This window comes from Rodentibacter caecimuris (assembly GCF_010587025.1).
Classification (GTDB): Bacteria; Pseudomonadota; Gammaproteobacteria; order Enterobacterales; family Pasteurellaceae; genus Rodentibacter; species Rodentibacter caecimuris.
The window spans coordinates 2408275-2429004 of record NZ_CP040863.1 but is presented as its reverse complement, the minus strand read 5'-3'; the positions used below and the strand labels follow the sequence as shown (position 1 = coordinate 2429004).

Annotated in this window: 19 protein-coding genes; 9 read left to right on the top strand and 10 right to left on the bottom strand. The window is 37.2% G+C overall.

Annotated elements, in window-relative coordinates:
- The first annotated feature begins 85 nt into the window (after positions 1–85).
- A complete protein-coding gene (locus FEE42_RS11820; protein ID WP_418067225.1) occupies positions 86–403 on the top strand; it encodes a zinc ribbon domain-containing protein YjdM in 318 nt (105 codons plus the stop codon).
- 376 nt (positions 404–779) lie between these two features.
- Here FEE42_RS11820 and FEE42_RS11815 read toward each other — a convergent pair whose 3' ends face one another.
- The 4 genes from FEE42_RS11815 to FEE42_RS11800 all read right to left on the bottom strand — a co-directional run bounded on the left by FEE42_RS11815 (position 780) and on the right by FEE42_RS11800 (position 4634).
- Complete coding sequence (locus FEE42_RS11815; protein WP_164028711.1) at positions 780–2051, bottom strand: TRAP transporter large permease; 1272 nt, start codon at positions 2049–2051, stop codon at positions 780–782.
- Positions 2052–2060: 9 nt separating this feature from the next.
- On the bottom strand, positions 2061–2531 hold the full coding sequence (locus FEE42_RS11810; RefSeq protein ID WP_059367075.1) for a TRAP transporter small permease: 471 nt from the start codon (positions 2529–2531) through the stop codon (positions 2061–2063).
- Positions 2532–2593: 62 nt separating this feature from the next.
- Complete coding sequence (locus FEE42_RS11805; protein ID WP_059367077.1) at positions 2594–3577, bottom strand: TRAP transporter substrate-binding protein; 984 nt, start codon at positions 3575–3577, stop codon at positions 2594–2596.
- Positions 3578–3590: 13 nt separating this feature from the next.
- A complete protein-coding gene (locus FEE42_RS11800) occupies positions 3591–4634 on the bottom strand; it encodes a zinc-binding dehydrogenase (protein ID WP_059367080.1) in 1044 nt (347 codons plus the stop codon).
- 160 nt (positions 4635–4794) lie between these two features.
- Here FEE42_RS11800 and FEE42_RS11795 point away from each other — a divergent pair, with 160 nt between their 5' ends.
- Together FEE42_RS11795 and uxuA (FEE42_RS11790) are read left to right on the top strand one after the other, a co-directional pair.
- On the top strand, positions 4795–5547 hold the full coding sequence (locus FEE42_RS11795) for a GntR family transcriptional regulator (RefSeq protein WP_059368848.1): 753 nt from the start codon (positions 4795–4797) through the stop codon (positions 5545–5547).
- 28 nt (positions 5548–5575) lie between these two features.
- A complete protein-coding gene (uxuA, locus tag FEE42_RS11790) occupies positions 5576–6760 on the top strand; it encodes a mannonate dehydratase (protein ID WP_164028710.1) in 1185 nt (394 codons plus the stop codon).
- 422 nt (positions 6761–7182) lie between these two features.
- Here the strand turns inward: uxuA (FEE42_RS11790) and FEE42_RS11785 are convergent, their stop codons facing one another.
- Genes FEE42_RS11785 through FEE42_RS11765 form a run of 5 tightly spaced genes read right to left on the bottom strand, consistent with a single transcriptional unit; the run spans position 7183 to position 12087 of the window.
- Positions 7183–7821 carry a bifunctional 4-hydroxy-2-oxoglutarate aldolase/2-dehydro-3-deoxy-phosphogluconate aldolase gene (locus FEE42_RS11785; protein WP_135969133.1) on the bottom strand — a complete coding sequence of 213 codons (639 nt, stop codon included), beginning with the start codon at positions 7819–7821 and terminating at the stop codon, positions 7183–7185.
- A 9-nt stretch (positions 7822–7830) separates the two neighbouring features.
- Positions 7831–9234: a glucuronate isomerase gene (gene uxaC, locus FEE42_RS11780; RefSeq protein WP_135969132.1), complete on the bottom strand. Its 1404-nt coding sequence runs from the start codon at positions 9232–9234 to the stop codon at positions 7831–7833.
- A gap of 9 nt (positions 9235–9243) precedes the next feature.
- Positions 9244–10089, bottom strand: a complete 846-nt coding sequence (locus tag FEE42_RS11775) for an SDR family oxidoreductase (RefSeq protein WP_059367091.1) — start codon at positions 10087–10089, stop codon at positions 9244–9246.
- 12 nt (positions 10090–10101) lie between these two features.
- Positions 10102–11046, bottom strand: a complete 945-nt coding sequence (locus tag FEE42_RS11770; RefSeq protein WP_164028708.1) for a sugar kinase — start codon at positions 11044–11046, stop codon at positions 10102–10104.
- Positions 11047–11094: 48 nt separating this feature from the next.
- The gene (locus FEE42_RS11765; RefSeq protein ID WP_164028705.1) at positions 11095–12087 is read right to left on the bottom strand and encodes a TRAP transporter substrate-binding protein; all 993 of its coding nucleotides are present in this window, start codon (positions 12085–12087) and stop codon (positions 11095–11097) included.
- A 210-nt stretch (positions 12088–12297) separates the two neighbouring features.
- Between FEE42_RS11765 and FEE42_RS11760 the strand changes: the two genes are divergently transcribed.
- From FEE42_RS11760 to FEE42_RS11735, 6 genes are all read left to right on the top strand, one after another.
- Positions 12298–12816: a TRAP transporter small permease gene (locus FEE42_RS11760; protein WP_059367101.1), complete on the top strand. Its 519-nt coding sequence runs from the start codon at positions 12298–12300 to the stop codon at positions 12814–12816.
- Positions 12817–12818: 2 nt separating this feature from the next.
- Complete coding sequence (locus FEE42_RS11755) at positions 12819–14120, top strand: TRAP transporter large permease (protein ID WP_164028703.1); 1302 nt, start codon at positions 12819–12821, stop codon at positions 14118–14120.
- A gap of 21 nt (positions 14121–14141) precedes the next feature.
- Complete coding sequence (locus tag FEE42_RS11750) at positions 14142–16517, top strand: glycoside hydrolase family 31 protein (protein ID WP_164028701.1); 2376 nt, start codon at positions 14142–14144, stop codon at positions 16515–16517.
- 15 nt (positions 16518–16532) lie between these two features.
- Entirely contained in the window at positions 16533–17288 is a 756-nt protein-coding gene (locus FEE42_RS11745; protein WP_059367114.1) for an FCD domain-containing protein, read from the top strand.
- A 21-nt stretch (positions 17289–17309) separates the two neighbouring features.
- Positions 17310–18494, top strand: a complete 1185-nt coding sequence (gene uxuA, locus FEE42_RS11740) for a mannonate dehydratase (RefSeq protein ID WP_164028699.1) — start codon at positions 17310–17312, stop codon at positions 18492–18494.
- Positions 18495–18676: 182 nt separating this feature from the next.
- Positions 18677–19540: a DMT family transporter gene (locus tag FEE42_RS11735; RefSeq protein ID WP_059367123.1), complete on the top strand. Its 864-nt coding sequence runs from the start codon at positions 18677–18679 to the stop codon at positions 19538–19540.
- A 30-nt stretch (positions 19541–19570) separates the two neighbouring features.
- On the opposite strand, the gene FEE42_RS11730 is transcribed toward FEE42_RS11735, so the two are convergent.
- On the bottom strand, positions 19571–20728 hold the full coding sequence (locus tag FEE42_RS11730) for a chorismate mutase (protein ID WP_164028697.1): 1158 nt from the start codon (positions 20726–20728) through the stop codon (positions 19571–19573).
- Positions 20729–20730: the final 2 nt, after the last annotated feature.

The window sequence follows — 20730 nt, the reverse complement described above, 5'->3', positions numbered from 1 at the left end:
ACCGCACTTTTGGTGAATACCTTATTTTTTGCTATACTCATGCATTCATCATAATTGAATAAAAAAGGAATAACCTATGGAACAAATGCCTGCTTGCCCAAAATGCCAGAGTGAATATGTCTATCACGATTCGGTAAACTTCGTTTGTCCGGACTGTGCTTATGAATGGAACGGCACTGAGCCGGTTGAGTCAGATGACGATCAACTTATTGTGAAAGACAGTAATGGCAACCTACTTGCAGATGGGGATGATGTACTTTTAATTAAGGATCTAAAATTGAAAGGTTCATCTGAAGTCTTAAAAAAAGGCACAAAATTTAAAAATATTCGTTTAGCCAAGGGCGATCATAATGTTGATTGTGGCAAAATCATGTTGAAATCTGAATTTTTAAAAAAAGCATAGTGACAAAAGTGCGGTCAAAAAACAATAATTTTTATGACCGCACTTTTTTTAGTCTTTTATTTTATCCCGCTAAATCAACCACGTCTTTGACTAAACGCCCCATTGAATCCCAGTTTTTTGACCGGAGCTGTTGTTTCACCACAAACCACTACATTAGGAATTTGTGAACTTAAGTTATCCGTACCGGCAGAAAACATAATGAACCCTGAATATCATTTGGAAAGCTATTTAGGCTCAGATAAGTGGCTGAATTTAATCTATCGCCAGCATAACTTTGCCATATTTCACCAAATGACTTACCATTCCGTTCAATCATATATTTACCGATAAATGTAATATTGTTCACTATTAAATTAACAATAATATTGCTACTTCATTAAGATAACCAATTCATTGGAACAATGACGATATCAGGAAAAAATACCATTAATAGCATAATAATTGCGTATATTAGTAAGAATGGAGAAATACCTTTAGATAACTTTCCAATGCCTAATTTAGATATTCCGGAACCAACATATAATACCGTTCCAACCGGTGGAGTGATTAGTCCAATAGATAAATTAATTACCATCATGATGCCGAAATAAGCAATATCAATATTATATGCTCTTAATAGAGGTAATAATACCGGTACAAAGATTAATACAGCCGGAATTAAATCCATAACACATCCTACTAATAATAAAAATAGCATAATAATTAGCATGAGAATTGTTGGACTATCAGTTAATCCTTTAATTGTTTGAACTAATTCGGTTGGAATTTGAGCAACTGTTATTGCAAAAGCTGAGATCATTGCCGCCGCTGCAACAAACATTACCATTGAGGTTGTTTTAATTGTTCCGATAAAAACTTCTCTTAATTTAGCTAATGTTAATTCTTTATAAGCTGCACTAACTAATCCGGCATAAATGGCTGCCACAACTCCCGCTTCCGTTGGTGTAAAAATTCCTCCTCTTAAGCCAACAATAATGATTACAGGTAGGAGTAACGGCCAGAATGCTTTTTTGAATGCACTCCATCTTTCTTTTCCACTTTGTTTTCTCTCTAAACTTGAATCATTATTCCGATAAAGCATTTTCCAGACAAACCATAATCCTATAACCATTAACAAGCCGGGAACTGTTCCTCCCATAAATAGTTTAGTTATAGAAGCACCTGCAGTAATGCCATAAATAATCATAGGAATACTAGGAGGGATAACGACAGAGATAATACCTGCTGCACAAATAAGTCCGGTGGAACGAGCTGCATCATATTTTTTTGATACCATCATTGGAATAAGTATTGCACCCAATGCAGCAGTATCTGCAACGGCAGATCCGGATAATCCAGCAAAGATTAATCCCGAAATGATTGCAACATAACCTAATCCACCTTTAATATGCCCTACCATACTTGTGGCGAAGTTAATAATTCTCTCTGATATTCCACCGTGTTTCATAATTTCCCCTGTAAGCATAAAAAATGGAATAGCCATTAGAGGAAAGTTATTAGTTCCCATTACAAAATTTTCTGTAATTAATTGAGTGTCAAACATATCAAGATGATATAGCATAATGCTTGCACTTAATAACATTGATAAAGCAACGGGAACGCCAAGGAATAATAAGAAAAATAAACTACCTAAAAATAATAGTAACATTTTAATCTCCTATTTATCCAAAGAATTTTTATTATCTTTGATTACACTAAATATGATAATAAAGAAATATGAGACTGATGAGATAACCGCTGCAAGATATAAAAAAGATGAAGATATTCCTGTTGCAGGCATTTTTTGTGTATATGTTAAAGCCATTAATTGCAATGCGCCAAAAGCAATGAATATCATTGAAACCAAAACACATAAATTAGAAATAAGTGATACTATTTTTTTATATTTTTCAGGTAAGGATGAAATAACAATATCAACTGTCAAATGAGCTTTATCTTTAGCAACTAAAATTATTCCTAAGAAAATCATATATACAAAGCAAATCCTAGAAAACTCCTCCGAAAAAGCAATACCGGAATCAAAAAAGTACCTTAATAATGAATTGAAAAAGACAAGTGAAATCATAATAATTAAGGCTAACATAGAAATATATTCTAATATTTTATCCAAATACTTTACTATTTTCATAAGATTATTTCCTTATTCCCCCACTTTAATAGAATTAAAGTGGAGGCTATACTCATATTTTATTATTTAGCATCATTAATTTTCTGTACAATCTCTTTAGCCCAATCATACTTCTTATAAAAATCATCATATAAAGATTTTGAAGCACTTATCATGTCAGTCTTGAATGATTCATTAGGAACAATAATTTCATTTCCATGCTTAGCAAGATAGTCTTTAACTTCAGACTCTTTCTCTATTGCTAATTCCCATTCTTTCTCTTGGTATAATTTAGCTGCTTTTTGGAAAATAGCTTGATCTTCTTTAGGAATTTTATTCCATGTTTTTAAACTAATTTGTAATAAACCGGGAGAGAAAATATGATTAGTCTGAATAATATATTTTTGCACTTCGTATAAACCGGAATCTTTAATTAGCATATAAGGGTTTTCTTGACCATCAATAACTTTTTGTTCTAATGCGGTAAACACCTCGCTAAGTGGCATACTTTGCGAGTTAATACTCATTGCTTTTGCCCAATCAACAAATAATGAGTTTAATGGAACTCTTAAACGCAACCCCTTGAAGTCATCAAATTTTTCTAATTTTTTATTTGATGAAATAACACGAAATCCATTCATACCATAAGCAAGTAATTTAATACCATATGTTTCCATTTTTTGACCAATTTCATTGGCAACGGGAGACTCCAACACTTTTTTCGCTTCTTGATTGTCTTTAAAGAGATAAGGCCACTCCCATACACCAAAAATAGGATCAACATTTTGTAATAATAAACCTGTAATACCGGCTTCAATAGTGCCGTTACGTAAACCATTTAAAATTTGATCTTCCCCACCTAATTGGTTATTAGGATAAATTCTAATTTCGTAGCGATGATCCGTTTCATTTTCAACTGTTTTCTTAAAATATTCTTGTAATGCTATATGAGACGGATGCATATCAGAATTATAATGGCCTAACTTAATAATTGTTTTTGCAAAAACACTGCCACTAAATAGTATGCTAGAAACAAGTAATAATTTACTCAATGTATTTTTTCTCATGATTTTATCCTCATTATTGATTATTCATCTGGAAAACAGCATTAATTTTTAAATAATTCTCTGGGTTATTTGATAATTCAGAAATAAAATTAGGGATTTCCTCAAAATTTATGCTTTTGGTAATAATATTAGATGCATCAATTTTATGTGTAGAAAGCATGTTTAATGCTTCTTCAAATTCACCTTTACTTGTTCTAGAACCATAGATATTTAGTTCTTTGAATGTTATTAAATTAGTTGGTAACGGTGTTTCTGCCTTTGGCCATCCAGTTAGCGCAATACGTCCTGCAAAAGATGCATAATGCAGCGTGTTTTTTATTGAACTGTTTGCGCCTGAAGCTTCCATTACGACTTCAGCCATACGGCTATTTGTGATTTCTTTGATTCTGTTAATATCATCTTCTTTTTGAGGATTGATGATATGTTCTATTCCTAAAGATTGGGCATACTCAAGTCGTTTATCCAAAATATCGACTAAAATAGGGACTGCGCCGTATTGAATAGCGACTAATGCAGCCATTAATCCGATAGCGCCCGCACCGATAATAATAATGTGTTCGTTCTCTTTTAAATTTGCTCTATGCAAAGCATGTAAAGCAATCGTTAAAGGCTCTGCCAGAGGTAGTTGGTTGATTGGTAAATTATCGGGTACTTTCGTTATAAGATGAGCAGGATGCCTAATGACCTCTTGCATCCCCCCATCAATATGTACACCAATAACCTTTAAGGATTCACAACAATTTGTTCTACCAATTGAGCAAGGATAGCACTTACCACAGTACACATAGGGATCTACTATAACTCGATCGCCAACTTTTACATTTTCAGGCATACCAATTCCACTTTCTATAATTCTGCCTACAATCTCATGACCTAGTATTCTTGGATAGGTTACTAATGGATTTGTACCTCTATATGCCCCAATATCCGACCCACAGATTCCCATTGATTCAACTTGGATAAGTACGTCATTGTTGCCTTTTTGAGGGTACACCACTTCTTTTACCGATACCTTATTAGGCTCTTCCAAGCATATAGCTCTAATTAACTTTGTCATATTCAAACTCCCCGTGTTTTCTTAATGGAATAAAATTACTTGCTGTAATTAACTATGATATGATTATGAGACATTAAAAATCATTTTGGAATACCAAAATATTATTTTTGTGACCAAAATCACAAAATTTAAAAATTGGAGTACCAATTTTGGAGAAAATATGGAAAATATCACTAATAGAACATATACCCGAATTGGGGAATATCTTAAACGAGACATATCTCAAGGCATTTATGCTGTTGGAGATAAGCTACCGACTGAACGAGAAATTTCTGAAAAATTTGGAGTCAGTCGAACGATTGTTCGTGAAGCAATGGTCATGCTGGAAGTTGAAAAATTAGTAGAAGTTAAGAAGGGTTCAGGGGTTTACGTTGTTAGGATACCCACAGCTCATTCCGATATAGAAAATACTAGTTTGCCTGATGTTGGCCCTTTTGAATTATTACAAGCTCGCCAGTTATTAGAAAGTAGTATTGCCGAATTTGCGGCAGTGCAAGCAACAAAGAAAGATATTTTAAATTTAAAGCAAATTTTACATCGAGAAAAAGAATTACTCGCTCTAAATCAAGATGACTACAGCGCAGACAAAGATTTCCATATTGCATTAGCAGAGATCACGCAAAATGATGTACTGGTAAAATTACAAGAACAGTTATGGCAATATCGTTTTAACAGTGCAATGTGGGCTCAGTTACATAGTAGAATTTTACAAAAAGATTATCACCATTTATGGATAGAAGATCATCACACAATTTTACTGGCAATTCAGAAGAAAAACGCGAATGCAGCCAGAAAAGCAATGTGGCAGCACTTAGAAAATGTAAAAGTGAAATTGTTTGAGTTATCTGATGTAGAAGATCCACATTTTGACGGATACCTATTCAATACAAATCCGGTTGTTGTAGGTATCTAACGACTTACAATAACATAGGAGTTTAAAAATGGAACAAACATGGCGTTGGTATGGCCCCAAAGATCCGGTTTCTTTATCCGATATTCGTCAGTCCGGGGCGACCGGTATTGTGACCGCTCTTCACCATATTCCCAACGGAGAGGTGTGGTGTATTGAAGAAATTGAAAAGCGGAAAGCCGAAGTGGAAAATGCCGGCCTCACGTGGTCTGTCGTGGAGAGTGTGCCGGTTCATGAAGAAATTAAAACACAAACCGGCAATTATCAAAAATGGATTGATAACTACAAACAAACGCTGCGCAACTTGGCACAATGCGGTATTGACACCGTTTGCTACAATTTTATGCCCGTTTTAGACTGGACCCGCACCGATTTAGCCTATGAATTGCCCGACGGTTCTAAAGCATTGCGTTTTGATCATATCGCTTTTGCCGCCTTTGAACTTCATATTTTAAAACGCCCGGGCGCAGAACAAATTTATAATCAAGAAGAACAAGCGGCTGCGAAACGCTATTATGACAAGATGTCTGCACAAGATATCGAGCAATTAACACGTAATATTATCGCCGGCTTACCGGGTGCGGAAGAAGGCTATACACTTGATGAATTTCAAGCTCAATTAGATCGTTATAACGCGATTTCACCGGAAAAGTTCCGTACCCATTTGGCTTATTTCTTAAATGAAATTGTGCCGGTTGCACAAGAAGTCGGCATTAAAATGGCCATTCATCCTGACGATCCGCCACGCCCGATTTTAGGGTTACCACGTATTGTCTCGACCATTGAAGATATGCAGTGGTTTGTGGAAACCCAACCGTTACCGGCAAACGGGTTTACCATGTGTACCGGCTCTTATGGCGTGCGATCTGACAATGATTTAGTAAAAATGACCGAGCAATTTGCCGATAGAATTTACTTCGCCCATTTACGTTCAACCCAACGTGAAGACAATCCTTTTAGTTTCCATGAAGCGGCGCACTTAGAAGGCGATGTGGATATGTTTAATGTGGTAAAAGCATTACTCACTGAAGAATATCGCCGCTTAAATCATGGTGAAACCCGTTTAATTCCAATGCGCCCAGATCACGGCCATCAGATGTTGGATGATTTACATAAAAAAACCAACCCGGGGTATTCCGCCATTGGACGATTAAAAGGTTTAGCCGAATTTCGCGGGTTAGAAATGGCGTTAAAGAAAGTGTATTTTAGTCAATAACTAACTCATCAAAGGGAGATGGTTTTTCCATTTCCCTTATTAATATCTGCTATGCTAAAAATGCCGAACAATTTTTTAGACAGCTGTTAGAAAAATGAACAGACTAAAGGCTTCACTATCGCCGAAATTACGCAACGAATTTTTGTTTTTGATATTGAGCAACATTCTGATACACCATCCAAAAACAGTTAAACTAACTCCGCCAAAGAGGCAGGATTACACGAAAACAAATCAGCTTGAAGTACATTGATAACGAAAATAAGCGGTATCTCTACCGCTATTTTATCTCTATGCTAAAGACTTTAGCGCCATCATCCCATCTATTGAGCCTTTGTCCACTAATGACTTGTCTCTAAATAATTTAATGAAACTGCTCAATAATATCGATTTTTATGACCGCACTTTTCCTGTAGCCTCTCATTTTATCTCGTGAAATCAACTACTTCTTTGACTAAACGCCCTATCTCATCCCAGTTTTGTGAACGAATTAATTGTTTCTCCACAAACCAAGAACCACCACAAGCCACCACATTAGGAATAGCAAGATAATCTTTAATATTATGCAACCCGATACCGCCGGTCGGCATAATTTGTAATTGCCCATAAGGCCCAAGTAAGGCTTTGATCATTTTAATGCCGCCCGACGCTTCTGCCGGAAAAAATTTCACTGCAGAAATTCCCAATTCTAGCGCCGCCTCAATTGACATCGGATTATTCACCCCCGGTGTAATCGGGAAATCGAGGTCTTGACATAATGTCACAATTTTCGGGTTAAAACCCGGTGTAACAACAAAATCCGCCCCACTATTTTTGGCTAAAACCACTTGCTCCGCCGTTAAAACCGTTCCTGCCGCAATCAAGAAATCCGGACGTGCCGAACGCAACAGATGAATCGCCTCCGCCGCAGCCTCCGAACGAAATGTAATTTCCGCCACCGGTAAACCATTTTTAGCCAAGCTATCTGCTAACGGTAAAATATCTTCCGCATTGTCTAATGCAATCACCGGAACAACTTTAAACCGACGGAGTTTTTCGATGATTTGATTGGTTGTATATGACATAGTTTTTCCCTATTTAAAATAATGTTTAGCATTGTTAAAGCAGATATTTTCAATCATTTTGCTTAACAGAGGCATATCATTTGGCGCTTCACCGTTCTCGACCCATTTCCCAACCATTTCACATAGAATACGTCGGAAATACTCGTGACGGGTATAAGATAAGAAACTCCGAGAGTCAGTTAGCATACCGACAAATTGGCTTAATAAACCTAATTGTGAGAGTTGCTGTAACTGACGTTCCATCCCATCTTTTTGATCATTGAACCACCACCCCGAACCAAATTGGATTTTGCCTGCAATTCCGCCGGTTTGAAAATTACCAATCATGCTGGCAATCATTTCGTTATCACGCGGATTTAAGCAATATAAAATAGTTTTAGGCAGTTGATTTTGGCGATCCATTGCATCCAATAAATGGGAAAGCGACTCTGCATAAGTGCGGTCACCAATAGAATCAAACCCGCTATCTGCACCAAGTAAAGCAAACATTCTGCTGTTATTGTTACGGATTGCGCCGATATGCATTTGCATTACCCACTGACGTTTACAATATTCAGCGGCCAACCACACTAAAACAGCGGTACTAAACTGGGCAATTTCATCTTCCAAGAGCGGTTGATTTTGCAAGCGTTTTTGAAGAATAGCATTAAGGACGGATTCATCAGGAATAGGGGCAAAGCGTACAATTTCCATACCGTGATCCGCCGATTTACAGCCATGAACATCAAAATATTCAAGACGTTTTAACAATGCTTTTTGTAAATCTGCAAAGGTATGAATTTCCACATCCGCAACTTCGCTTAATTGAGCGATATAGTCGTTAAATTGTGGTAATTCAATTTTGAATACTTTATCCGGTCGCCAACTTGGTACCATATCAATATCAAAACTTTCATCGTTTTTAACTGCTTGATGATATTGCAAAGAATCAATCGGATCGTCTGTCGTACCCACCAAGGTCACATTCATTTGCTGCATGATACCACGTGCGGAAAATTCCGGTTGCTGTAACATTTCATTACATTGATACCAAATTTTATCTGCATTTTGCGAATTGAATAAGGTATTAGTAATGCCAAAAGGACGGCGTAATTCTAAATGCGTCCAATGGTAAATTGGGTTACCAATGCAAAGCGGAACGGTTTTTGCCCAAGCCAAATATTTTTGGTAATTATCTGCTTTTCCTGTAATCAATTCTTCAGGAACACCGGCGGTGCGCAATGCACGCCATTTATAATGATCCCCTTCTAACCAAATTTCAGCTAAGTCTTTAAATTGGCGATTCTCAGCGACCTCTTTTGGGTTTAGATGACAGTGATAATCAAAAATAGGCTGATGTTTGGCATAGTCATGATAGAGCGTTTTTGCCGTATTCGTTGAAAGCAAAAAATCTTCGTCCATAAATTGTTTCATTTGATTCCCCTATACACCGCTATAAGCCGAGAACCCACCGTCAACAGGGACTACAACACCATTCACAAAGCTGGAATAATTATCATCAATTAAGAATAATAAGGCGCCGAGCAATTCTTCCGGTTCGCCAAAACGTTCCATTGGGGTATTAGTCAAAATTTTGTTTGCACGTGCAGTGGGGTTTCCTTCCGCATCAAATAATAAGCCTCGATTTTGATTGCTGATCAAAAAACCCGGTGCGATAGCATTACAGCGAATACCCACTTTTGAAAAATATACCGCAAGCCATTGGGTGAAATTACTAATTGCCGCTTTGGCGCCTGAATATGCAGGGATTTTTGTAAGCGGTGTAAAGGCATTCATACTGGAAATATTGATAATATTTGCGCCTTTTTTACCAAGCATATCTTTGGCAAAAACTTGAGTTGGCAATAAGGTTCCCAAATAATTGAGATTAAAGACAAACTCAATACCGGATTTATCTAAATCAAAGAAAGTTTTAGTGCTTTCATTTAAATCAAACTGATGAAATTCATTATCTGTTGTCGCTTTTGGATTATTGCCCCCCGCACCGTTAATTAAAATGTCACAAGTACCGAAATCAGCCGCAATTTGCTCTCGTACTTCTTTAATACTTTCAAGCTCCAATACATTTGTTTTATAGGCTTTGGCATTACCTCCCCTTTGGTTAATTTCTTGTGCGACTTTGTCAGCAGCTTCAAAATTAATATCAAGTAGGGCAATACTTGCTTTAGTATGAGCCAGTTGCTTTGCTAGAAAGGCACACAATATGCCTCCGGCACCGGTGATGACAATCACTTTATTTTCCAGATGATGGTTAGCTGCAATATTCATATTAATACTCCGTTAATTAAATTCAGATAGAAGATGGGATGTGGCGTGCTTGTCTATAATCGCGCCTTTGTGTTGAATCACGATACCGGCAACACGATTGCCTTGATAGCAACAAATATTGAGCGGTTTATCGCGTAAGTAACCGTTTAAAAATCCGGCGTTGAAGGAATCTCCCGCCGATGTTGTATCAACAACATTCTGTATCGGTTCAGGTATAACCTGCCCATATTGGTGTGATTGAGAATCTGAAAAACAAGCACCATTTTGACCGCACTTTACAATCACTGTTGGTATGCCTATTCGATGTAATCGTGTTCGCGTGGCTTGCTCGTTTTCATCTCCCCATAATAATTGTTCATCATCAAAGGTGACTAATGCCAAGCGAACATGAGGTAATAGCTGTAAATAACAATCTTGAGCCTCTTTCAATGAATCCCATAATTTAGGGCGAAAATTGCTATCAAATGCAATTTCTACACCTAATTTAGTTAATGATATTAACTGTTCAATTAAAAAAGAGCGGTCATTTTTAGATAAGATTGCAAGTGAAATACCGCTTAAATAAATAATATCCACTTGTTGAAGTCCGGTTAAAACCAAATGAAAATCAGGATGCCGTACCATATAGTGCGCGGCGGATTGGTTACGCCAATAAAGAAAGGTACGCTCGCCTTGCTCATCAAGTTGGATAAGATATAGACCCGGTTGATGGGTTTCATCTTTTAATACCCAATCCGTGTGAATGAGGTCTGCTTGCCAATGAGTACGCATTTGTGAACTTAAATTATCCGTACCTAATGCAGAAACATAATGAACCTGAATATCATTTGGAGAACTAATTCGACTCAGATAAGTAGCCGAATTTAATGTATCGCCACCATAACTTTGCCACATTTCGCCAAATGGCTTACCATTCAGTTCAATCATACATTCGCCGATAAATGCAATTTTTTTCATATTTATCCCAAAACGAAAGGATGCGATAGGACACATCCTTTATCTTCATTATTTGTTGATTAAGCTATCAATACGTTCTACATAATCTTTAAGTAAAGGATTTGCTTTGGCAGTGTCGTGCATACTCTTCGTTGCATCAATAAATGGTTGTTTATCTACTTTTACAAATTCCACACCCAATTTATCTTTCGCTTCTTGAGTTGTTTCAGCAATCATTTTTTGCCATAAGTCTTTGTGATACATCATGGAATCATCCGCCGCTTTTTTGAGTGCCTTTTGCTGTTCCGGCGTTAATTTATCCCAAGACTTTTGACCAATAACAAGAACATCCGGAATCATGGTATGTTCATCTTCACTAAAGAATTTTGCCACTTCACCATGACGGGCTAATGTTAAAGCGGTTTGATTATTCTCAGCCCCATCTACCACTTTTTGTTGCAAAGCGGTATAGAGTTCACCATAGGCTAAAGGCGTTGGTGAAGCGCCCATCAATTTCATCATTTCAACTGCGGTCGGGCTCGGTTGAACACGAACTTTCATCCCCTTAAGATCGGCAGGAGATTTGATGGGCTTATCCGCATAAAAACTGCGAGCACCACCATCATAATAGGTTAAACCAATAAATCCTTTGCCTTTTGATGAATCAAGAATTTTTTGTCCGACTTCAGGATCAAGGAGAGCTCGATAGTAGTGATCTACATTATGGAAAAGATAGGGAATGTTATAGGCACCGTAAGAGCCTTCAAAAGCTTCCAATTCACTCGCATTCGATTTTGCCATATCAAGCGAACCGGATTGTAATAGCTCCATTGATTCACGCTGTGTTCCAAGCTGACTATTCGGATAAATACGGACGACGACCTCACCATTAGTCAATTTCTTTACCTCATCCGCCATATATTGCATTGAGATATGTACAGGATGAGTTTTGTCATTGTTATGGCTTAATTTCAATACTGTTTTTGCTGAGGCTGAAAACGACATTCCGGCAGACAGTGCCAAAACTAACGCATAAGAAAGAATATTTTTTTTGATTCGCATAATGCTTCTCCCATAGTAGATAAATTGAAGAGCACCCGCTAACAACTCGGATGTTGAAAAGATGATAGACCAAAAAAAATAAAGTGGTCAATCCAATTATTTTAAATTGGTGATCCAGATCACAAATTTAAATAAAAAAACTTTTCAGAAAAACGGTTTTAACCCATAATTGGTCCACCAATTTAAAATTAACGACAGAAGGAGTCATTGATGAGTAAGTTTATTTCCATCATAAATTGGGTTTTATCAACACTTTGCGTTGTATTAAGTTCATTCCTTGTGTGTTGTGTAGTTTGGCAGGTTCTATCTCGCTATCTATTAAACGCACCAAGTACCTATACAGACGAAATCGCACGATTTCTCTTTATTTGGGTAGGTTTAATGGGTGCCGCTTATGCGCTTGGTCAGAAAAAACATTTAGCCATTGATTTACTGATGAGTAAATTTGAACACTCTCCGATTCATCAACATCGCTTACAACTTATCATTAATTTAATCAGTGCAACTTTTGCCTCAGTAATTATGTGCTACGGCGGATTTAACCTAGTGATGGAGACAGTAAATAATGGACAAATTTCGCCTGTACTAGGTATTCAAATGGGGCTGGTTTATCTCGCAATTCCTTTAAGCGGCAGCTTTATGTTGATTTATCTTTTAAGAGATATTGTCGATAACATTCATACTATGAATGGAAAATCGCGACTTGCTTCAGCTCATCAAGGAGAATAAAAATGGAATGGTCTAATATTATCGTACTCTGTTCAAGTTTCTTTGTGCTACTCTTCATTGGCGTACCTATTTCATTTTCAATTGGGATCTCATCACTTCTCACAATCATGCTTTCAATCCCATTTGATGCCGCCATTGCGGTAATTTCACAAAAAATGGCTTCAGGATTGGATAGCTTCTCATTACTTGCCATTCCCTTCTTTATTTTAGCCGGTAACATTATGAACCGTGGCGGTATCGCCATGCGCTTGATTGAATTTGCTAAAGTTATTGGCGGGCGTTTGCCGGGTTCTTTAGCGCATGTCAACGTGTTAGCGAATATGATGTTCGGTTCTATTTCCGGTTCCGCAGTTGCCTCCGGTGCAGCAATGGGCGGAATTATGTCTCCGTTACAAAAGAAAGAAGGTTATGATCCTACCTTTTCCGCTGCGGTCAATATTGCCTCTTGTCCTACCGGATTACTTATCCCACCAAGCAATACGTTTATCGTTTATTCCTTAATTTCAGGCGGTACATCAATTGGCGCATTATTCCTTGCAGGTTATATTCCGGGAATTTTAATGGGCTTATCCATTATGCTGATTGTTGCTGTTATTGCAAAAAGAAGAAAATATCCTGTTTCCCCAAAGCCAACTCGTTCCGAAGCAGTAAAGAAAACGCTTGATGCCTTACCAAGTCTTGGCTTAATCATCGTAATTATGGGTGGTATTATCGGCGGTATTTTTACTGCAACCGAAGCTTCTGCTTTTGCCGTGGTCTATACCTTAATTCTTGCGGTAGTGTTCTATCGTGAAGTCACTATTAAAGAATTACCAAAAATTATTTTAGATTCGGTTGTCACCACTGCAATTGTATTACTCTTGATTGGTACATCAATGGGGATGTCTTGGGCAATGGCGAACGCAGATATTCCTTACACCATTAGCGATGCCTTATTAAATATCTCCGATAACCCAATTATCATTCTGTTAATCATCAATATTATTCTTTTGATTGTGGGTGTATTTATGGATATGACGCCAGCACTACTTATCTTTACACCAATTTTTTTACCCATTGTGACTGAATTAGGCATGGATCCGGTTCATTTTGGTATCTTGATGGCATTCAATCTTTCCATTGGTATTTGTACACCACCGGTTGGTAGTGCTTTATTTATCGGATGTTCTGTCGGTGGTGTGAAAATTAATCAAGTCATTAAACCATTACTTCCATTCTATATTGCTTTAATTTTTACACTCTTGTTGGTCACTTACGTTCCATCATTGAGTTTAGCATTACCAAAAATGTTATTAGGTTATTAATTCATAGATGAGGAAAATAAGATGAAAGCGGTTAAAAATTGGCAGTTTGTGGAAAATCATCATCATCGGATTGATATTGCCTGCGATCATGGTTATCAGATGCATATTTTTGTATTAGAAAATGATCTGCTACGTGTTGCATTCACTAAAAATAATACTTTTACGGTACCTCACACTTGGGCAATTACCCCTAATCAAGCCGATGTTGCTTGGCAAGGCAGAGACAAGTGGTCATTAGATGGTTTTTCTTGCCCTGATTATGAGATTAAGCAAATAGAAAAAACACTCGAAATTTCAACCGCACTTTTAAAAGTAACGGTGCACTACCCTCTTTATTTGGAATGGCAATATAAACAAGATGGGGAATGGAAACCACTATTTAGCGATAGAAAAACCGGCGCTTATTTAATGGGGATTTCAAATACTGAAGTTTCTCATTATTTACAACGCGATATGCGAGAGCATTATTATGGACTTGGTGAAAAAACCGGTAATTTAAATCGTCATGGCCGTCGCTTTGAAATGCGTAATATTGATGCAATGGGCTATAACGCAGAATATACGGATCCGCTTTATAAACATCTTCCATTCTATATCACGCATACACAGGAAGCCAGTTATGGCCTGTATTACGATAACCTTGCACCTTGCTGGTTTATCTTAGGCAGTGAAATTGACAATTACCACACTTACTATCGTCACTATAAAGCTGAAGATGGAGATCTAGATTACTACGTCATTCTTGGCCCCAAAGTACTTGATGTGACTAAAAAATATTGCAAGCTGACAGGCGGTACTATCTTTGGCCCGAAATGGAGCTTAGGCTACAGTGGTTCAACGATGCACTATACCGATGCACCGAATGCACAAGAGCAACTCAAAAAGTTTGTGGATTTATGTGATGATCATGATATTCCTTGCGACTCATTCCAGCTATCTTCTGGCTACACATCCATTAATGGAAAACGTTATGTTTTCAACTGGAATTATGACAAAGTTCCAACCCCAAAAGAAATGACAAAACATTTCCATGATGCGGGTATGAAATTAGCAGCCAATATTAAACCTTGTTTACTACAAGATCATCCGCGTTATCAAGAAGTCGAAAAACTTGGCTTATTCATTAAAGATTCTGAATCAGATACCCCTGAAAGATCGATGTTTTGGGATGACGAAGGATCTCATCTCGATTTTACAAATATGGATACCGTAAATTGGTGGAAAGCGAATGTAAAGCAACAATTATTGGATTACGGCATTAATTCTACGTGGAATGACAATAATGAATTTGAAGTGTGGGATAACTACGCTAAGTGTCATTATTTTGGTACAGGTATGCCAATAAAATTGTTACGCCCGTTACAACCACTCTTGATGATGAAATCATCTTACGAAGCTCAATTAGAACATGCGCCAAATAAACGCCCTTATTTAATATCCCGTTCCGGCTCACCGGGGATGAACCGTTATGTTCAAACATGGTCAGGTGATAACCGCACAAATTGGAATACGCTGCGTTATAACATAAAAATGGGACTGGGAATGAGTCTTTCCGGTCTTTATAACATAGGACATGACGTGGGCGGTTTCTCCGGTAATAAGCCGGATCCTGAATTATTTGTTCGTTGGGTTCAAAATGGTGTAATGCATCCAAGATTTACGATTCACTCTTGGAATGATGATAAAACGGTGAATGAACCATGGATGTATCCTGAAATGACAAATATCATTCGTGATGCTATCCAATTACGTTATTCTTTAATGCCTTATTTGTACAATGCGTTGTGGAAAGCACATCATGATTATGAACCAATGTTACGTCCAACATTTCTTGACCATGAGCATGATATAAATACCTTTGAAGAAAATGATGATTATCTGTTTGGTGAAGATTTATTAGTTGCGTCTGTCGTTGAACCGAATCAAAGAAAACGCGATGTTTATCTTCCACAAAATTTTACCGGCTGGTATGACTTTTACACATACAAATGGTTTAATGGCGGCGAAAAGATCACAGTTGATGCGCCATTAGAAAAAATCCCATTATTTTTAAGAGCGGGAAGTATTATTCCAATGGCAAGAAAAGGGCACAAAAATACATTATCCGATGATCATCGAGAATTATTAATTATGCCTTTTATTAATCAAGGAGAGAGAAATATCACCCTTTTTGATGATGATGGTGAAAGTTTCGATTATTTACAAGGTAAATTCTTGAAACTGGATATTCATCTAAAATGTACTAGCCAAACAATAGAACTCACTGTAGAGAAATGCGGCGATTATTTACCACAATATCATGAGATTAATTTTCGTCTTCCTGAAAAAGAAAATCGAAAACTCATCATTAATGGTAAGGTAATCAATCCAAACTACAAATTGAGTTTATTAAATTAATATTAGGAAAAAATTATGAACATCAATGACTTACGCTCCTATAAAAAAATAGGCAATGAACTGAAAGAACAGCTAAATAATCACCAGTATCAAATCGGCGATAAATTACCTGCCGAACGTGATTTAGCCGATTATTTTGATGTAAGCCGTACAGTTATTCGAGAAGCCATCATTATGCTTGAGTTAGAGAACCTTGTTGAAGTTCGTAAAGGTTCCGGTGTCTATGTGATTGCCTTGCCACAACGAACAGCAAGCAATGATGACTTTTTAGATAAGGTTGATGTCGGGCCTTTTGAACTTTTACAAGCCCGCCAGTTATTAGAAAGTAGTATTGCCGAATTTGCCGCATTACAAGTGACACGAGCCGATATTACTAAACTAAAAGATATTCTAGCGAGAGAACGAAGCACCCTTGAAAAGGGGGATGAAGATTATGTCGCAGACGAAGATTTTCATCGCACCATCGCAGAAATTACGCAAAATGAAGTCATCTTACAAATGCAAAAAGCATTATGGGACCTTCGTACCAATAGCCAAATGTGGAAAGGACTTCATCTTCACATTCCAAATCAAAGCTATCGTCATCTTTGGTTGCAAGATCACGAAAATATTATTACCGCTTTGCAGAGAAAAGATCCTGCAATGGCAAAAAAAGCAATGTGGCAACATTTAGAAAACGTTAAACAAAAACTTTTTGAGTTATCGGATGTCGATGACCCGAATTTTGACGGTTATTTATTTAATATGAGTCCGATTGTTGTCGATCGTTAAAAATATAAGAGGAGTTTAAAAATGGAACAAACATGGCGTTGGTATGGCCCCAAAGATCCGGTTTCTTTATCCGATATTCGTCAGGCCGGGGCGACCGGTATTGTGACCGCTCTTCACCATATTCCCAACGGAGAGGTGTGGTGTATTGAAGAAATTGAAAAGCGGAAAGCCGAAGTGGAAAATGCCGGCCTCACGTGGTCTGTCGTGGAGAGTGTGCCGGTTCATGAAGAAATTAAAACACAAACCGTCAATTATCAAAAATGGATTGATAACTACAAACAAACGCTGCGCAACTTGGCACAATGCGGTATTGACACCGTTTGCTACAATTTTATGCCCGTTTTAGACTGGACACGCACCGATTTAGCCTATGAATTGCCAGACGGTTCTAAAGCATTACGTTTTGATCATATTGCTTTCGCCGCATTTGAACTTCATATTTTAAAACGCCCGGGCGCAGAACAAATTTATAATCAAGAAGAACAAGCGGCTGCGAAACGCTATTATGACAAGATGTCTGCGCAAGATATCGAGCAATTAACACGTAATATTATCGCCGGCTTACCGGGTGCGGAAGAAGGCTATACGCTTGATGAATTTCAAGCTCAATTAGATCGTTATAACGCGATTTCACCTGAAACGTTCCGCACCCATTTGGCTTATTTCTTAAATGAAATTATGCCGGTTTCACAAGAGGTCGGCATTAAAATGGCCATTCATCCTGACGATCCGCCACGCCCGATTTTAGGGTTACCGCGTATTGTCTCGACCATTGAAGATATGCAGTGGTTTGTGGAAACCCAACCGTTACCGGCAAACGGGTTTACCATGTGTACCGGCTCTTATGGCGTGCGATCTGACAATGATTTAGTAAAAATGACCGAGCAATTTGCCGATAGAATTTACTTCGCCCATTTACGTTCAACCCAACGTGAAGACAATCCTTTTAGTTTCCATGAAGCGGCGCACTTAGAAGGCGATGTGGATATGTTTAATGTGGTAAAAGCATTACTCACTGAAGAATATCGCCGCTTAAATCATGGTGAAACCCGTTTAATCCCAATGCGTCCGGATCACGGCCATCAGATGTTAGATGATTTACATAAAAAAACCAACCCGGGGTATTCCGCCATTGGACGATTAAAAGGTTTAGCCGAATTTCGTGGGTTAGAAATGGCGTTAAAGAAAGTGTATTTTAATAAATAGCACTTTTCTATTAAGGAATAACCAATGAAAAGCGTTGATCATTCTAACATTATTACCTTTCACTTTTTTCAAAAAGACATAATAAAAGATAACTATGCTTCTAATGTTTGAACAATTCTAATTTATGGGTCTAAATAAAAAGGAAATCAGCACTTCAATCAAGTGCTGATTTATCTAGTGAGATGAAAAAATACACTGGCGAAATGCTTCTCTTGATTGTGACATTTATTGCTGCATCAGGTTGGTTCTTTTCTAAATATTCTTTAGAAGATATGCCAACAATGGGATTTATTGGTTTAAGATTTAGCTTAGCGGCTCTCATCTTTCTTCCTTTTTCCTTTCACGCAATAAAATCTCTTGGAAGATCACAACAATTAAAAGCGAGTTCTGTTGGACTTGCTTATATCGTCACGATGATTTTATGGATTAGTGGATTAATTTATAGCGAAGACTTAGGTGAAAGTGCATTTATTTATAGCTTGTCAATGCTTATAGCACCGCTAACCTCTTGGCTTTTATTTAAACATCAGCCTAAAATAACATTTTGGTTTGCTTTACCTATAGCTACATTAGGATTATATTTCTTATCAATTAAACAAGGATTTATACATTTCTCCCTGAGCAATATCTTGTTTTTATTTAGTTCGATAAGTGCGGCACTTTATTTTGTATTAAATAATCAATATGCGAAAGAAGTTGATTCGCTGCCTCTCACAACAATACAACTAGGTATTGTAGGCATATCTGCCAGTATTTATTCTTTATTATTTGAACAATGGCTTCCCCCTCCAACTGAAACATGGTTTTGGTTCTTAGCTAGCGTTCTAGTCGCTACAAATATTCGCGTACTATTACAAACAGTTGCTCAAAGAAGATGTCATGTCAATACTGCTGCAATTATTATGTTATTAGAACCAGTATGGACATTGATATTAGGTTGGCTAGTATTAAAAGAAAATATTTTCCCCACAAAAATAATCGGATGTTTATTAATTTTTTCTGCGATATTTATTTACAGATTTAATGCTAAAAAAGAGCGGTCATAAAAACACTGATTTTTACGACCGCTCTTTTTGTTAGATATTGGCAGGTTTTACAATCTCACTTGGATAGCAACCTAAAATTTTTAAGTAATTACTATGTTTTTTCAACTCTTCCAAAGCTTCTTGAGTATCCGGATGATGAATATTCGCTTCAATTTCCAAATAAAACATTTCTTCCCAAGGTTTACCGTAAATAGGGCGAGACTCAAGCTTCGTCATATTAATTTGATATTTTTTAAATATCAAAAGTGTATCAGCCAAAGAACCGGCTTGTTGTGGTGTGGTCATCAACAATAAAGTTTTAGTGTGAATTTGCGGGGAAACTTTATGCGCCTCTCTTGATACTACAATAAAACGGGTAATGTTGTTTTCTTGATTCGCAACATTCGTTTTTAATACGCTTAAGCCATATAGTTTTCCACCATCTTCATTACCTAATGCAGCAATATTTGGCTTATTCAAACTTGATACCAACTGCATAGCATGTGAACTGCTTTCACAATATTCAATATGAACTCGATCTAAGCTATGAATAAATTGGCTGCATTGCTGAATCACTTGCGGATGGCTATATAAAGTATCAATTTGGCTCAAATTCGTCGTCTCACTAACTAAAACACAGTGTTTAATCGGGTAAGCAAGCTCGCCAACGAGGAAGAAATCCGTATGTTGAAGCAAATCATATACCTCATTGATAGCTCCTGAGGTCGTATTTTCTAAGGGAAGAATACCAACATCCGCTTCGCCATTTTTCACTTTTTCAAATACTTGCTCAAAGGATTGGCAACCGAGTTCGATAAACTGCTTTTGATAACGTGCAGCATAATTACGTGCGGCTAAATTAGAATAAGATCCCCGTTTCCCCAAAAAAGCGATATGCAAATTTTGGCTACGTTGCTCATTCAATCTATTTTGTAAATAGACTTGCTGAGTTAATACGGAATCCTCAATAATCTTTTGGAAAATTGAGGTGATATATTGTGGTTCAAGCTGATAATTTCCATTCTCTGCAAATTGTATAAGCTCTTGTAAAAGCTGTTGCTCCCGTTCCTCATCACGCAAAGCTTTTTGGCTTATTTCCTTACTTCTTGCCACATCAAAAGCCAAACGATGACGTTCGGAAAGCAACTTCAAAAGATTTCGATCTATTTGTGTAATTTGCTGTCTTATTTCAGACAATTCTAAAGCCATAA

What these genes read in the sequence shown, in the direction of transcription:
- FEE42_RS11820 (WP_418067225.1), top strand. Translation starts at nt 86, where the DNA reads ATGCCTGCTTGCCCAAAATGCCAGAGTGAATATGTCTATCACGATTCG.
- FEE42_RS11815 (WP_164028711.1), bottom strand. Translation starts at nt 2,051, where the DNA reads ATGTTACTATTATTTTTAGGTAGTTTATTTTTCTTATTATTCCTTGGC.
- FEE42_RS11810 (WP_059367075.1), bottom strand. Translation starts at nt 2,531, where the DNA reads ATGAAAATAGTAAAGTATTTGGATAAAATATTAGAATATATTTCTATG.
- FEE42_RS11805 (WP_059367077.1), bottom strand. Translation starts at nt 3,577, where the DNA reads ATGAGAAAAAATACATTGAGTAAATTATTACTTGTTTCTAGCATACTA.
- FEE42_RS11800 (WP_059367080.1), bottom strand. Translation starts at nt 4,634, where the DNA reads ATGACAAAGTTAATTAGAGCTATATGCTTGGAAGAGCCTAATAAGGTA.
- FEE42_RS11795 (WP_059368848.1), top strand. Translation starts at nt 4,795, where the DNA reads ATGGAAAATATCACTAATAGAACATATACCCGAATTGGGGAATATCTT.
- uxuA (WP_164028710.1), top strand. Translation starts at nt 5,576, where the DNA reads ATGGAACAAACATGGCGTTGGTATGGCCCCAAAGATCCGGTTTCTTTA.
- FEE42_RS11785 (WP_135969133.1), bottom strand. Translation starts at nt 7,821, where the DNA reads ATGTCATATACAACCAATCAAATCATCGAAAAACTCCGTCGGTTTAAA.
- uxaC (WP_135969132.1), bottom strand. Translation starts at nt 9,234, where the DNA reads ATGAAACAATTTATGGACGAAGATTTTTTGCTTTCAACGAATACGGCA.
- FEE42_RS11775 (WP_059367091.1), bottom strand. Translation starts at nt 10,089, where the DNA reads ATGAATATTGCAGCTAACCATCATCTGGAAAATAAAGTGATTGTCATC.
- FEE42_RS11770 (WP_164028708.1), bottom strand. Translation starts at nt 11,046, where the DNA reads ATGAAAAAAATTGCATTTATCGGCGAATGTATGATTGAACTGAATGGT.
- FEE42_RS11765 (WP_164028705.1), bottom strand. Translation starts at nt 12,087, where the DNA reads ATGCGAATCAAAAAAAATATTCTTTCTTATGCGTTAGTTTTGGCACTG.
- FEE42_RS11760 (WP_059367101.1), top strand. Translation starts at nt 12,298, where the DNA reads ATGAGTAAGTTTATTTCCATCATAAATTGGGTTTTATCAACACTTTGC.
- FEE42_RS11755 (WP_164028703.1), top strand. Translation starts at nt 12,819, where the DNA reads ATGGAATGGTCTAATATTATCGTACTCTGTTCAAGTTTCTTTGTGCTA.
- FEE42_RS11750 (WP_164028701.1), top strand. Translation starts at nt 14,142, where the DNA reads ATGAAAGCGGTTAAAAATTGGCAGTTTGTGGAAAATCATCATCATCGG.
- FEE42_RS11745 (WP_059367114.1), top strand. Translation starts at nt 16,533, where the DNA reads ATGAACATCAATGACTTACGCTCCTATAAAAAAATAGGCAATGAACTG.
- uxuA (WP_164028699.1), top strand. Translation starts at nt 17,310, where the DNA reads ATGGAACAAACATGGCGTTGGTATGGCCCCAAAGATCCGGTTTCTTTA.
- FEE42_RS11735 (WP_059367123.1), top strand. Translation starts at nt 18,677, where the DNA reads ATGAAAAAATACACTGGCGAAATGCTTCTCTTGATTGTGACATTTATT.
- FEE42_RS11730 (WP_164028697.1), bottom strand. Translation starts at nt 20,728, where the DNA reads ATGGCTTTAGAATTGTCTGAAATAAGACAGCAAATTACACAAATAGAT.